Source organism: Blautia sp. AM42-2, from assembly GCF_003480245.1.
GTDB classification, from domain to species: Bacteria; Bacillota; Clostridia; order Lachnospirales; family Lachnospiraceae; genus Fusicatenibacter; species Fusicatenibacter saccharivorans.
Genome location: NZ_QUIM01000022.1, coordinates 334 through 16,126, shown reverse-complemented (window position 1 = coordinate 16,126; position 15,793 = coordinate 334). Strand labels below are relative to the sequence as shown.

Here is a 15,793-nt window from a genome sequence, read left to right as displayed (position 1 = left end):
ATCTATCATTTTGGTGCAAGCGTAATTCATGAGTAATGTAGCAATATTTTGCGCTTACCATTAATCGCAAATGGAGCACTTTGAATAAAAAAACGTTAAAAATTTTTCATCCTTTGTGCATTATATTTTTAAGTTTAATAGCGTATAATATCACACTTGATGAGAAAGATTATCAGCGAAAAATATTGAAGATATCAAATTTTGATATTTTTTTTGATATAAACTAAGACCTCGCAGGGTTTAGATTAGAGGGATAACGATGCAACTGAAAAATTCGACAGATTACGCAATTAGAATTGTATGTTACTTAGCGGCACAGGAACGGATGGTATCTACATCAGAATTGTCACGGAAGCTAAATGTTTCTGCTAATTATGTTCCTAAAATAGCAAAAAAACTGAAAGATGCAAAAATAGTCAATGCCTGTGAAGGTATAAATGGTGGCTATATGCTGGCAAAACAACCGGAGAACATTTCTTTAATGGATATTATATCGTGTGTAGAGGAAACAATGGCAATTAATCGTTGTTTGGAAGAAGATCGTTTTTGTCCCAGAAATTTAGAAGATACCTGCAAGATACATAAAATATTGTTGAGTTTGCAGAATACATACAATAATAAATTAGAGAGCGTAAAGGTTTCAGACGTTATCCGTCCTGGAGAAGATGAATATTTTGGACGATTTTATGTTGTATTAAAACTGAACTTGAAAGAAAAAAGCTACGAGTGTGTATATTCACATATCCGTGAAGTGTATGAGAAAGTAAGGAAAACAAAAAGTTATGAAGAGTTCATAAATCAATATATAGAAAGATATGTGTATACTTCTGATAAAAAAATGGTTCATGACTTCTTATCAAGTGAAGGATTAGAAGAAAGACTAGTTGATGGATGTATGGAAAAAGATCTTCCGTATCGCAGAATTACTGGAAAAGATAAGAATGCATATGTTTGGATGGAAGCAAAAAAATATATAGATGCAAATGAGAATACTGCAATTATTACCTTACATAATGAGAAGATTGTCCAGAACACAGTTATAAGGATGGAACAGGAACTCGTAAAGAAAGAACAGGATATGGCAAAGCAGTATTGGGATATGGTATCACTTTTAACTACTGTATTGAATCATAATCAGTTAGTTGAATCAGGGTATCAAGACGATATCAGCTTCTATACGAAACAGGTATATCTTCAATTGCAGAAGAATTATCCGGAATATGGAATTACGGATGAAGAAATTGCTTCAGTAGCCCATTTGGCACCGATTCATGATATTGGAAAGATAAAAGTACCAATTGAAATTTTGAATAAAAATGGAAAGTTGACAGATGAAGAAATGAATGTAGTAAAACAACATCCATTAGTAGGTGCAGCGATGACCCAGAGATTCCCAGAGGGGATAACAACGGAAAAGCTGAACAAATATAGCTATGAAATATGCAGACACCACCATGAAAGATATGATGGATCAGGATATCCAGACGGTTTAAAAGGGAATGCGATTCCGATGTGCGCACAGGTCGTTGGGATTGTTGATGCTTACGATGCATTGATCAATGATCGTCCATACAAAAGAAAATATGAACCAGAAGAGGCGATACGGATGATTTCAAATGGTGAATGCGGAGCGTTTTCTAAAAAACTGATCCAGTGCTTGACGGCGGCAGCAAAGCAGCCAGAGTGGTTAAAAGTAACAAAAAGTCAAGCATGACAGAAGATTTGAGGCGATTTTATGAACAAGAAATTGAGTGTTTTAAGACGAATTACAGCAGTTGTTCTGTGTGTTACATTATTATCTTCGCAAGTCGTAGTTGCGAATGCTGAAGATTCAGAAAGAATGAATGTGCAGACCAATAGTGAAATTACAGATATATCGGAACAGGATGGTTTCAGCAGTGATACATCTGAAATATCTGATATCACGGAAAGTGATATTCCTGATTCTTTTGAAGGAGAATCAGAGCCAAATACAGATATTAGTTCTGAAGTAACAGAGGAATTTGGTAATTCTGAAGATCAAGGATTTACAGATGGAGAAGAAACAATTATCGAGGATGAAAACACCTCAGATACTTTGGAAGAAGCAAATCCAGATTATGAAGATGGAAAAATATGTATCTACAATTACCAGCAACTTCTGCAAATCGGTACAGGAACACAGATGTTTTCCGGAGACAAAGATGGAAATGTTGGTGAAGGGGATAAGGTTCTTGCAGATGGTGCAGAACTTACCTATGCATCAGACGCTTCCTATTGTTTGATGAATGATATTCCAATAGATAATGAAAATGTCTGGAACTTCCCATCAGATTTTACAGGTAGCATCACTTCATCATCAGAGCGCACGGGCAACACAGTATATGATTCAGTGACTGATACGATTTATGTGTATAACCGATACCAGCTTGAATTGATGAAAGGGGAATCTTCAGACAGCGAACCTGTAATGAGCGAGGATTATATTGCTGAAAAAGTTGGAATGGGACAGGTTTTTACACTGGAAGATGGTTCCTATCTTACTTACAGCAAAACACATAATTATGTGCTTGCTTCTTCATTTACAACAGAAACACCGGAGCTTCTTGCAAATAAGGCTGGGACAGAGGAGACAACTCAGGATATTACTAGCGCATATCCGTCCGACTATGAAGGAAGAAATTATTTCGGTCAGGTGGTAAAAAAGATTGGTGATAAAAATTATATTCTGATTGGAAATGAAACACAGCTTCGGGCAATCGGAACAGATACGGATGTGACAGAGCCAATCTGGCGAGTGTATGAAACAAGAGAGAAAAAGCCGGGAATACTTGGGGGCGCACTGAGTGGATATACAGCCTGGAAACCAGCAGCTGATACACAGACATACAAAACAGAACTGTATTATCCGGGTGATGCGGATATTGTAAAGTTTAATGATACATATAATTGGTCTGGAAAAGAATTGTATGGAAATAAAAAAGGTGACCATAAGCTGGGAGAAACAGAATATCTGGATAATTCATCCTTGGATATAGCTGGCACAACAGCTACAAAGCGTTATGTATATGTGAGCAGTACTATTCAGGAGTCAGCCGATATGACGGTAACTGCGACAGACAGTACTGCCAGTGCTTCCGAAGCGGCATCTGTTGAAGCAGGTGCAACTGTAAAAGACAGAGATTTGATTGATATGACTCCGGTAGAAAGTGAGGAAGTAGCTGAGTCAGAAAGTGATGATATAGATGCTTTTACAAGTGATGGTGACGAAAGTGATTTTACTGATGATACAACTCCGGAAAGTATAACGGTTGACGAGAATAAAACTTACATCCTTACCTATGATACATCCAAAAGTAGCAATACCAATATTGCAGGATCTGGATATAAATACAGTAAGGATGCGAATTATATTATCTTTCGTGATATTGATCTTTCCAAAGAAGGGACTAATTCTAATGGGAAAGATGATAACTGGACTCCTATAAAGAACTTCCAGGGAAATATGGAAGGCCGCAAGGGAATGACAGAAGGTGCTAATGTCAAAATCAGTAATGTAAAGATGGTACAGGACACAGCAATTAATCAGAGTGCTTATTCAAATGGAAGTAGCTCGGACACGGAATATGGTGTTGGATTTTTCAGAAGTTTATCGACCCCATATGACAGTTCATTACAGATTTCATCAAAACAGGTTGTCGTAAAAAATCTTACCTTATCAGGAGTTTCTGTATCAACGACAACGAATTCTATTAAAAAAGATTTTAGTTTGCTTGGTGTAGTGTTGACCAGAGTTTTAAAAATCCTGGGATTATCAAGTGGGTTGGAAAAGGATCCAAAATCTTTTTCAACAGGAGCTTTTGCCGGTGTTGTAAAAGGAAACGTACAAATATCAGACTGTCATGTAGAAGGATTATCAGGAGTGTCTAATGCAAACAGCTGGACAGGTGGTTTTGTCGGGTACATTTCAGGTATTACAAAATATGAAGCCCTTTCAGGAGTGCTTAAAGGAGTAACGGACGCACTTAGTACTTTATTAAACTTGATTCCAGTATTAGGTCTTGGGGATCTGATTACAACGCTTTTGAATGGAGGCGTTCTAAGTGTTGGAAACCTGATTCCAATTGGCTATGTGAATCCGGTGTTCAGCAATTGTTCAGTATCTGGCAATGATACGATATCTGGGCAGAATTATACAGGTGGATTTGCTGGTGAAACAATAGGTGCTGTAATGACTGGATGTTCAGTTAATGGTACTGAGAGTGTTAATGGTACAGATTACTCAGGAGGATTTATTGGTCGTGCTTCCAATGCAGTTGTTGCAGGTGCACTGGATCATCTGGGAATCCAAATAGCTGATTTCCCGGTCAATACAGTAATGCTTGGATGTAGCATTAATGGCAGTGCAAATGTATCTGCGACAGGAAGCTCTGGTAAGGAAAGTGGTTATGCAGGTGGATTTATAGGAGAAATGCGTAACAGTTATGCCGTGAACTGCAGTATTTCTTCTCTTGGTACAGTGTCCGGAAAAGATTATACCGGAGGATTTGCCGGCTTAGCAACCCTTGGTGCTGTTACATCTATTGATGAAAATAAAGGTCTTCTTGATCTTGTGAAAAAACTTCTTACAGGTTTGTTGAACGGTAATATTACGGATATGGATATTTTGAACCTGGTGGGACTTCGCCCTTCTGTTATAAGCGGATGTACCATTGACGGAAGTACGATATCCTTAGATGCCAGTGGCAAATATGCCGGCGGACTTGTAGGATATGCCGGAGCTGTTCAGGTTTCTAATACTTCAGAACTTGCAGATGGTTCAAAATCAACTACAAAAGCTTTGAATCGTATGCTTGCAAAAAACAGTATTTCTTACAGTTTTAATGAGCATTCTAATAGTATTACTGCATCAGAAAGCATGTCTGTTTCAGCAACAGAGAATGCTGGAGGAATCTTAGGTTACGCTAAAATGACCAGTGTCAGTGATGTCCTTGGCGGAACAGTTACAGCAGCAGACTACATGCGTTTTGAATGTAAAGATTGTTCCGTAAACGGAGGCTCTTTGGGACTTACAGTTACTGCGTCAAATCAGGAGAATGGTCGTGCCGGAGGTGCTATCGGTTATGGAACAGGTGGAGAAGTAAGGAAAACATCCGTCACAAATCTGAATTCTGTAACGGCTGGAAAGTGTGCAGGAGGATTTGCCGGATATTTCGGAAGTGGTACTCTTGCTAATGTTGGTGGTATTAAACTTCTTGGATTACCGCTTTTGAAAATTGACAGCCTTCTTTCTGTAGGGCAGATGATTGAGACGTTTACAGTTGACAGCACTGTTTCAGGTGTTTCGTCAGGATATAGTGTGTCTACTGGCAATGAGAAAGGTTATAGTGGTGGCTTTATTGGAGAATGCATTAGTGGACGAGCAAGGGACACTAAGATCAGCAACCTGAAAACTGTTACTGCATCTGCAACATCAGGAAAAGCCGGAGGCTTTGCAGGTTTTGCTAAAGCCGGAGATGCATTAAGTGCTGGAGATTCCACTACATCAAAACTGACAGGAATTGAATTAGAGAATCTGCTTGGAGTTGTCAGTGCCCTGAGACCGGAGTTCAATAATACTTCTATTGCCTATGTTTCGAATGGTTCTGACCCTCAGGTATCCGCTGATATGGCGGGCGGCTTTGTGGGAGACGGACAGGCAGTAGATATCAACTATGGAAACAACAATTCCGGATTCAAAGCAGACACGAATAGTGAGGATGGAACAACCGAAGGTGAGGCTGGTGCGATTGCAACAACAAATATTACCGGACTCTCTTATATAAAGGGAACCAGCTATGCCGGTGGTTTTGCAGGAAGGCTGATGCCTGGTGATGTGGCACAGACAGGTTCTATTAAGTTACTGGGCCTCTTAAATGTAAATCAGCTTCTCAGTGTTATGGATGTGGCTTATCCGAGAATTTCCGACTCTTCTATTGAGGGAGACAGCTTAGTTGTAACAGCATCCGGAAAAAATGATGATGTGGCTCTTGGAGATGCCGGGGGTTATATCGGTAATGGAAAAGCAGTCATGGTTAAGAATTCTGATGTGACCAATGTAAAAGAAGTCACAGCACCATATCATGCCGGTGGCTATATCGGAATTATGCGCTCCGGAAGTGCAGCGGAGGCAGGAGATGCCACAGGAGATTTTTTGAATAGTGTCCTTGGTAAGATCCTGAGTCTGAAAGAGCTGGCAAGTGTCCTTCAGGCGGCATCCAGCAAAATTACGAATTGCAAAGTTGCTGGTACCGCAGATGGTTTGACAGTTACGGCTGACAGCGGATTTGAAAACGCAGAAGGCTATGCAGGTGGCTTCGTTGGAGAGATGCAGAGCGGTCATGTAGATAATTCAGCAAATGCTGTTGATTCCGGAAAAGGAACGGCAGTAGAAAATCTTCTGAAAGTAGAAGGCCTTCGTTATGCCGGAGGGTTCGGAGGTCTTGTAAAAGCTGGAGCAGTTGCAGAGATTGGAGCTAAATCATCAATTCTTACAAAACTGGTTGATCTGACAGGATTACTATCCCTGGTCAATGCTTTTGTTCCGGTGATCAGTAATGCCAGTGTTAATTCTGTAGAAAAAGGGTTTACTGTTACCGTTACAGGTACTCTTGAAAAAGACAGCACCAACGATGCGGATGCCGGAAGTGCCGGAGGCTTTATCGGATGCGGAACTGGTGTACAGATCAGCAATTCCGATGTAAATAAATTGCAGCATACAGGTGTCAGTGAGCCAAAGAATCTGCAGCAGGAAGATGGTAGCAGTTATTACGGAAGCGACAGTGCATATGCGGTAAATGGTTATCGTTATGCCGGCGGCTATATTGGGAAAGCTGCTATGGGAAGTACGGCGGCTATCGGAGGTGCAAGCGTTCTGGATAAGGTACTTTCTGCCTCAAATCTGTTATCAGCGTTGACCGTAGTTGCATCTATCATAGACAGCTCAGATGTTTACGGAGCAACAGGCGGATTTAATGTTCTTGCAACAGATGGAGATGGTGATACCGGAAAAGCCGGTGGATATGCAGGAGAACTTCTTGGAGTTCAGATTCAGAATAGTAATTCTTATAATTTTGCACATATCATAGGGCGTGAAAGTGCCGGTGGATATGTTGGAACCATGGAGCCGGGGAGTGCGGCAGATGTGGTAGATGGATTAAGTGCTCTTGGAGGACTGATCAAGGCAGATAATCTTTTTGGCGTTTTACAGGCATTTGTTCCTGTGATCAAAAACAGTGAAACAACCTGTGTACCTTGTGGAGGTGCTGTGAGGGCTCAGGCTGAAAGTGATGACAGCATTTACCGTGGACTTGCAGGAGGATATGCAGGTTACAACTATGGCGGTCAGATCTGGGGAAACAATACGGATAACTGGAAAGGCTCTACATATGCAGGAACCGTAAGAGAATGTGCGGCCTATCGTATCCGTTCCGTATATGGAACGGAATATGCCGGAGGTTATACAGGACTGATGCGGTGTGCGAATGTTGCAGATACAGGAAGTCTGAAGGTTTTATTTGGTCTTATCAAACTAGATAATCCGCTGACGCTTCTTCAGGCGGTGTATCCGACAGAAAAGAATACAGCTGTTTATGGACCGCTTCGTGGACTGGATACGGATACCTGGAACAAATGGGTTGGTGCTGTCGGTTCTTATGGAAGTTACGGTAATAAATTACAGGCACTTGGTGAAGTCAATGATCAAGAACAGTTAAATGAGATCATTTCTCAGTATGCATATGGATACGCAGTCACAGCAGGAAGGAGCATTCTGGCAAGTAAAGCAACACAGGGCGGTTCTGCCGGAGGCTATGTAGGCCGTATGGAAGGCGGTACCGTGACAAATGGAACTGCAACAGATCTTCAGTCAGTGGAAGCCTTCAGAAGCAGCGGTGGATTTGCGGGTGAGATGCTTACCGGTTCTGTGGCAAACACAGGTGACGTTTCACTGGCAGGTCTTAAGATTATCGGTGCAGACGGTCTGGCGGCATTAAAAACCTTTGTGCCGGTTGTAAAACAGTCCCATGTGGACGGATATCGTTCCGGAGCAAGGATCAAAGCAACCGGTATTGCAGACAAAGACCTGGCAGGATTTGCCGGAGGCTATGTGGGAAGAATGATCGGCGGTCAGATCTGGGGAGATGAAAATACCTCTTGCAGTATCACAAATTTAAGGCGTGTAGATGGAACTTCCTATGTAGGCGGTTTTGCTGGAAAAGTAGATCCAGGTAGTGTGGCAGCTATTGATACAGCTACAAAGCAGGGACTTTTGAATAAGCTTCTGGATGTTCTTATGGTAAATGCTCCGGCAGAACTGATTAAGGTTCTGAATGCTACTGTTTCTACCATCCGCTGTGCATCTGTGTCAGCCTGGGATGACTGGGGCGTGATCGTAAACGGAACCTATCAAAATGGAAGCAATACCGGGTACGCAAAAGCAGCAGGAGGATTTGCAGGAAGTCTCTGCGGAGCGGTCCTCGGCGAGAAGGATACGCCGGGAAGCGGAATCCGTGCAGACAAGATTCGTTCCGTAGTAGCCGGTGAATATGCCGGTGGATGCTTCGGTATTGCGGATGTTTCCGGTGCCGCAAACATTAGTGCAGGTAATGAGACCTCGGTATTACAGTATCTTTTAAAACTTGGAAAAACCGATGTGTTGGATGCGTTCCGAAGTTATGTATATTACGGAAATGTCACAGGAAGTCCAGATGCAGGGCTTGGCGTCAGTGCTAACACAGCGACAAAATCAGGCCAGAATAATGAAGTAACATATAGCGGAACGGCTGGAGGATTTGGCGGTTCCCTGTTAAATGGCTCTGTCAAAAACAGCAGCGTAATGGGATTAAATTATGTAACTGGACTAAACAGCGTCGGCGGTTTTGTAGGATACTCCGGAAAAAGCGGAGTTGTAAAAATGGAGAAGCTGGATGTGCTGGGAGATAATGCAGGACAGCTCCTGGGCGGTGCCCTCGGCGTTCTGGATATTTTCGGTTCCCACATTGATGACAGCAGTGTGACAGGCATACCTGGAGGTTATACTGTTCAGAGTAAAGGCGGAGATGAGCAGATTGCGGGAGGATTTATCGGCTACGCAAATCTTGCCAGAATGTCAGGCTGTAATGCAGGAGATGCTCAAAATCAGGAAAACAGCCTGAAACTGGTAGAATCCGGTGGAACAGCTGGTGGCTTCGCAGGAAGAACAAGCTTTGCCTATCTAGCGGATGTAAAACTGGATTCCACAGTGGTGGATGCGTTGCTCGTAGTTCTGAATCAGCTTGTACAGGCGTTATATCTGGATAAGATCCAGGATTCCAACCTTTTGCATATCAATCTTGGAATTGTGAAGGTTGATGCACTGTATGAGGGAAATCTTCTCCATGTGAATCTGCTGGGACTGGATATTTCTGTCGGGCTGTCTAAAAAGTCGACAGAAAATAATCAACAGACAGATCTTGCAATCATCAAGATCGGAGATTCATCCATCAAGCTTCCTTGTGATAAAGATGGAATCATAACAAAAGATAATGATGTAAAGTCTAATATCAGTATCAATCTGATCAAGGCAAACAGGACAAAGATCACGGACAGCAGTGTGTATGGAATTAGTACAGGATATGATGTCTATGCAGGCGGAGCAGGAAATGATGCGGATGGTTCTGCAAATGATGGACGAAGCGGAGGTTTTGTTGGATACAACGATGAAGGACTGCTGAAGAATAACAATATGTATTACTGCGATGTGGTCCGTGGAACATCTAAGCTGGTGGGACCATTCAGCGGAAAAAGTGATCTGGACTCTGCATATGACTTTAATACAAAAGCAGGTGTAGAAGGCGAGAATAACAATTATCGTATCTACCGAAAACCGGCGATTAGTTTTGATGAGATCAAAAAGAATTCTAAACTTCTGACAGATACGTTCAGTCAGGAAAATGGATGGAGTATCTTCTCGATAAAACATGTCGTGCAGGTAGATGAGTATAACACCTTGCAGAATGCAGTTATGGCAACAAAAGATTCTTCTGAAACAGCAGATCTGAATGCATATATATCAGATGCAAAAGCTGTTCTGATGTCAGATGCCAAAACGACAGTCAATACAGGTGACAGCACATCACCGGAACCGTCTGATACGCAGGATCCATGTGATGAGAATGTAAACCTGACGATAAACAAAGTCTGGAAAGATTTCCGAAATATGGACAATCTCAGACCAGACTCTATTACGGTCACAATTTCCAGAAGCTGGACGGATGCGGAAGGAACAAAACAAACAGAAGTTGTGCCGGGATATGAAAACTATGAAATAAAAGGTGATATTTCAAAATCTACATGGCAGAAAGTGATTGAAACTCTTCCAGCCTACATAAAAGATGATGCTGACAAAACGCATTATTATGAATATTCTGTTACGGAAACGGAAATAAACGGATATACAACTACAATAAAAAGCTCTGATGATGGATTTACCTTCACGATTATCAACCGACATTTTGCACTTCTTCCGGACACTGGCGGAAAAGGCATCATGATGTTCATCGTAGCAGGTGGTTTGTTGTTAGCGTTCCTGCTTTATACCGGACGCAGAAGGAAACGGAAACAGACGATGTAGGAAAGGGGGAGTAGAGTCATGAGAGAGATATGGCTGCGTGGGGAACTTCCACCGTAAAAGCTGAAGGAATCCCAAGCGAACCAATAAAAAATCAAAAGAAAGTGAGAAGAGGAACATGAAGAAATTAGTATCAAGATTTATGGCAGTTCTGATGGCAATGACCATGATACTGTCCATGAGCATGACTGCATTTGCAGCAGATGCAGCAGATGCTCCAAAAGGAACCCTGACAGTCAACAATACAGTGGAAGGAAAGACTCTGGATCTGTATCAGATTTTTACAGCAACAAAAAGTGGCGAGAATGTAGCATATACACTGAACAGTGCATATGAAGGATTTTTTAAGAATAATACTAGAATTCCAGGATCTGAAAGTTTAACAGGCGAAGCTTTAAGTGAAGCGGCATATAACTATGTTAAAGAACAGGTCGGAGCAAATGGAGAGGCTGCTACAGCGAAAACATTTGCTAAAGATGTGCTTGGATGGATTTTAGATTCAAAGAACCATATTACAGCAACAAAAACAGTTAATACGACAGCAACTTCTACAGTAGTTTCTGATTTAGCATATGGATACTATTTAGTTTATCCAAAAGGAGCAACAGATACCTCCACAGCACCAGGAAATCAGACTTATACATCTGCAGCATCTTTAGTTAGCATTACAGCTGATACAGCTACAATTAACATGAAGAGCAATTACCCGACAGTAGACAAGAAAATCATTCCGGCACAGAGTGGAAGCGGAATTACAGTTGGTGCTATTGTAGATGCTTCATGGGATGGCAGCCATCAGATGGAATTGGACGATGAGAATAATCCTGAAGATACCATCGCACCACACAGCGAATCAGATGAAAAGAAAGCTGGAGATTTTGGAATTGGCGATACTGTCACTTATCAGCTGACTTCTAAAGTGCCGGACATGACAGGATATAATTCTTATACTTTTAAATTTAGCGATACTTTGTCCAAAGGACTGGACTTAAAAGAAGTACTATCTGTAAAAGTTGGAAATACAACACTTACTGCTAAGAAATCAGGAACTAATACATACGCACTTGCATATGACCAGGCTAAACGTACTTTAACAGTTACCTTAAATGATTTCTATAATTCCTATAAGAATCATACAGGCGAGACAATCACAGTTGTTTACACTGCAACCTTAAACAAAGATGCTGTAATCGGTATGAATCCAAATACCAACAAGGCGGTCGTTGAATACAGTAATGACCCGACAACAGGTGGAACAGGTACATCTGAGCCAAGCATCGTAGATGTACATACTTTTGATTTTACAATTTATAAATATTATTTAAAAGACCAGAATAATAAAGAAGATAAGACTGCACTTGCAAAGGCAGAATTTGAGCTTTACAAGGGAAACACAGAAGGTACTGCAGCAGATGAACAGGCGAAGGTTAATATTGTAGACGAAGGAGAAGGTGTATACCGTCAGGCAACAGCCGATGAAGCTAAAGCAACAGGCTTTACTTCTGCAAAAATTGTATCCGATGCTGACGGAAAAGTACTTGTAAAAGGTCTTGATGCTGGAACTTATTACTTAAGAGAGACAAAAGCACCAGAAGGATACAATAAGCTTCTCAGCGATATCAAGGTTGAGATTAAAGCAAACTATGATCCAAAAACCGGAAAACTGACAAGCTATTCAGTTGATTACACATACAATGGAACTACAACAACAGGTAAAGAAATTAAAGATACAAAAACTTCTCCAGAAGTAGCTGTAGAAAACAAAACAGGTGCACAGCTTCCATCTACTGGTAGCAAGGGTGCCCTCATGGTAACACTGGCTGGTATCGTTCTTTTCGGTGTATTAACAGCAAGCAAAGCTTTTGGCAAAAAGAAAGCAAAAAACTAAGACATTCTGAAGTTTAAGAATGGATAAAAAGACAGTTCATCTTCCCGGTATTGTACCGGGAGGATGTCTGCTTTTTCTGAAATGTCCAGTGTGGACTGGATATTTCAGAAGAAACAGACGAAAAGGTGAAAGGTATTATGAAGAAAGTAGTAAAAATACTAAGAGGAATCGGATATCTGATGGCATTTTCTTTAATCCTGTATCCGGTAGTGAGTAATTACATTAATCAGATGAACAGCACAACCATTGCTACAGATTATGAACAGGAAGTTTCGCATTTGTCGGAAGAACAGGAAAATGCAATGATCAAGCAGGCACAGGACTACAACGAAAGCCTGATCGGAATTGGTTCCATAGCAGATCCATTTTCAGAAAGCAATGAAAACCAGACAGAAGATGATGAGTATAACAAACTTTTGAAAATTGATGATACTGGAATGATGGGATATATTGATATCCCAAAGCTTGATGTTGTTCTTCCGGTTTATCATGGAACATCCGAAAAAGTACTGCAGTCAGGTGTAGGACATCTGAAAAACACCTCGCTTCCGGTAGGCGGTGAGAGCTGTCATGCGGTATTATCCGGACACCGTGGACTTGCAAATGCCAAGATATTCACCGACCTGAACAAGATGGAGGTTGGAGATGTATTTTATATTAAAGTTCTTCATCATACCTTTGCCTATCAGGTGGATCAGATTCTGACAGTATTGCCATCAGATACAGATGCTTTACAAATTGAAAAAGGCAAGGATTATGTAACGCTGGTCACATGCACTCCTTATGCAGTTAATACACACAGACTGCTTGTACGTGGCACCAGAATTCCGTATGAAGAGGCACAGAAGATAGATGAGGAAGTTGGTCTTCATCATACAATTCCATTCAATTTGATTCTATTGATTGGGGGAATTGTTGCTTTGATCATCATATGGGTGAGCATTAAATCTCATAAACGCAGGAAGGAGAAAAAACATGAGCAGAATAATTAAACATAAGCGAATATATATGTGTATGGCCAGTGTGATGTGTATGCTTTTACTCCTCATTCCGTTACCTGTGTCTGCGAATGATCAGGGAAGTATATTATTAAAAGCAACTGTTGAAGATGAGACCACGGTATATAAGCTAAGTAATATTGAATTTACGATGTATCAGGTTGGAACATATAAAAATAATTCATGGGCATTAGTGAGTGAGTTTGCAAAGTCTGGAGTCATATTTGATTTTGAGGATTCTTCTGCTCAGGCAGAAGCTGCAAAAAAACTGGGAAAATATGTACAGGATAACGGCATCCAAGGAATATCAGGGAAGACCAATTCCGATGGAGAAGTTATGTACAGAGATCTGGAAAAAGGTGTGTATCTTTTTGTGCAGACACAAAAAACACAAATTGGAAATCAAGTATATCAAAGCGAACCTTTTATCATAACAGTTCCAGGTAATTATGATGGTCAGATAATTTGGAATGTAACGGCAGAGCCTAAATTTAAAAATGAATCGATACCACCAATTACCACGAATACGCCACCAGTTTCAGAAGAACCATCAGGTGATAATAGCAGTCATACTCCAAATGTAAAAACGGGAGACGATACGAATGTAATTATGTGGCTTTCCTTAATGGGAATATCCTTAATCATATTTAGTATATGCAAAAGAAAATCCCATAAATAATATGAGAAGATCGGGAAATCCCGGTCTTTTCGTTTCGTTATATAACTGTCATAATCCAAAAACAAATACCTCCGGAGGTGCACCGTATGGCGTCACCTGGGAGAAAATGGGTTTTAAACCATGGGAAGATTTGAAAGAAAATGAGTGAGTTGCCAGTGCAATCTTATTTATCTCTTGTGACAGAAATAGGTTCCCGTTTTGCTGGAAGTAAGTCTGAACTGATCTCAGGAGAATTAAGCAGTGCTGTGAAATTCTGTCTGATGATATCCAGTGTCTTCTGCTTTTTCTGTAATTCCTGCTTTTCACGGACAGTAGCAGCCTGTTCAGATTCAAGATTTTCTATCCGCTTCTGGATTTTATTAGAGCTTGGGATTTTGGTAACACCGAGATCCTGAAGCTCTTTTTTTAGTGAATCGTGGAGTTGGTATTCTGCTTGATGTTTGGTCCGGTATGCGTTTGGATTTTTAGCAGATTTGCAATCTTCAATCACTTTACGGCAGGGCCGGTAAGAATCACAATGTTTTTGAATGACTTTCTGCGTGTTCAGTTCATTGTTGATTTGTGTTATTCTCTGTTCAGCCGCTTTAACAGAAGCATCAACATCAGAAACATGCTGTTGAAAATCTTCATAATTCAGCAGATTATTTTCAGAAAGATAGTCGAAGGTGCGGGTTGCCTCTTTTAGATTATTTAGTTTTGCCCAACGTTCAAATCCTTCTCGATTGCCGGTTGTAACATAAGTGGAAATATTGATATACAGGCGAGCACCTCTGGACAGATGCTTTGGAGTTTTCACTTTGCTACGATTTTTTGCCAGACGGATGCGGATATTTTCTTCGCTATAATAACTTCCGAGAGATTTCATGTAAGTGAAGTCCTTCTGCTCCGGTGCACGGAAGGACAGGTGTTTTCCTTGGCGGACTTCATATCCGGCTAACTGCATTTTTTGTAGAAATTCCTCATAGTTGATGGAAGTCCAGATTGCCTTATCAACTGCAACACGTAGCTTGACTTTCCAACTGGTGCCATGATGATATTCCATGTTCTCTTTATAGCTTTTTCCTTTTTCTCCGGTTGGCATACTGGTGGCAAGTCCATTTTCTTGGCAGATGCGATTACTGATCCGGCAGATTTTATGGTAGCTCCGCTTATTGGAAATGATCATTAACGCCCATTGTCACTGTAACCTGTTGGATGAATCTTATATTCAGGTCGCAGTTTATGATGAAAGACTGGAGGTGACTTCTCCGGGTGGATTATATAACGGATTAACTTATGAGGAAGTCATGAATGGTCATTCGAAGATCCGGAATAAAGGCATTACCAATATATTCAGTCAGATGGGACTTGTAGAAGCATGGGGAAGCGGAATAAAAAGAATCCTTAATGCTGCAGAAGAGTATGGACTTTCGAAGCCGAGATTTTAGGAATTCGATAAGACGCGTCCATCGAATTTACGCAAGTAATTGAGATGGACAAAATAGTGGTTGTATTAAATGAAAAAATATAGTATAATACAAACATGAATACAACATATAAATTAAACAACAATGTCGTCTATTCGTGCAAATACCATGTAGTATGGTGTCCTAAATATAGAC

General features: G+C 40.9%; 7 protein-coding genes and 1 pseudogene. 7 read left to right on the top strand and 1 reads right to left on the bottom strand.

Translation table 11 applies throughout. The features are described from left to right. Positions 1-259 precede the first annotated feature (259 nt). The 5 genes from DW915_RS15185 (at position 260) to DW915_RS15165 (ending at position 14,192) form a co-directional block, all read left to right on the top strand. Positions 260-1,714 (top strand): Rrf2 family transcriptional regulator, encoded by a 1,455-nt coding sequence (locus tag DW915_RS15185; protein WP_118601325.1) that lies wholly within the window; start codon positions 260-262, stop codon positions 1,712-1,714. A 21-nt stretch (positions 1,715-1,735) separates the two neighbouring features. Next, positions 1,736-10,630 carry a Cna B-type domain-containing protein gene (locus DW915_RS15180; RefSeq protein ID WP_118742420.1) on the top strand — a complete coding sequence of 2,965 codons (8,895 nt, stop codon included), beginning with the start codon at positions 1,736-1,738 and terminating at the stop codon, positions 10,628-10,630. A gap of 115 nt (positions 10,631-10,745) precedes the next feature. Further along, complete coding sequence (locus DW915_RS15175) at positions 10,746-12,515, top strand: SpaH/EbpB family LPXTG-anchored major pilin (RefSeq protein WP_118640998.1); 1,770 nt, start codon at positions 10,746-10,748, stop codon at positions 12,513-12,515. 137 nt (positions 12,516-12,652) lie between these two features. Then, positions 12,653-13,507, top strand: a complete 855-nt coding sequence (locus tag DW915_RS15170) for a class C sortase (protein ID WP_118601328.1) — start codon at positions 12,653-12,655, stop codon at positions 13,505-13,507. After that, positions 13,491-14,192: a pilin N-terminal domain-containing protein gene (locus tag DW915_RS15165; RefSeq protein ID WP_118601329.1), complete on the top strand. Its 702-nt coding sequence runs from the start codon at positions 13,491-13,493 to the stop codon at positions 14,190-14,192. The genes DW915_RS15170 and DW915_RS15165 overlap by 17 nt, the downstream gene beginning before the upstream one ends. A gap of 163 nt (positions 14,193-14,355) precedes the next feature. Here the strand turns inward: DW915_RS15165 and DW915_RS15160 are convergent, their stop codons facing one another. Beyond that, on the bottom strand, positions 14,356-15,357 hold the full coding sequence (locus DW915_RS15160; RefSeq protein ID WP_243030608.1) for a relaxase/mobilization nuclease domain-containing protein: 1,002 nt from the start codon (positions 15,355-15,357) through the stop codon (positions 14,356-14,358). Here DW915_RS15160 and DW915_RS15155 point away from each other — a divergent pair. Further along, entirely contained in the window at positions 15,350-15,619 is a 270-nt protein-coding gene (locus DW915_RS15155; RefSeq protein WP_242856692.1) for an ATP-binding protein, read from the top strand. The two genes, DW915_RS15160 and DW915_RS15155, sit on opposite strands and share 8 nt — an antisense overlap. Positions 15,620-15,714: 95 nt before the next feature. Further along, positions 15,715-15,793: pseudogene (locus DW915_RS16190) on the top strand (IS200/IS605 family transposase); the annotation flags it as partial.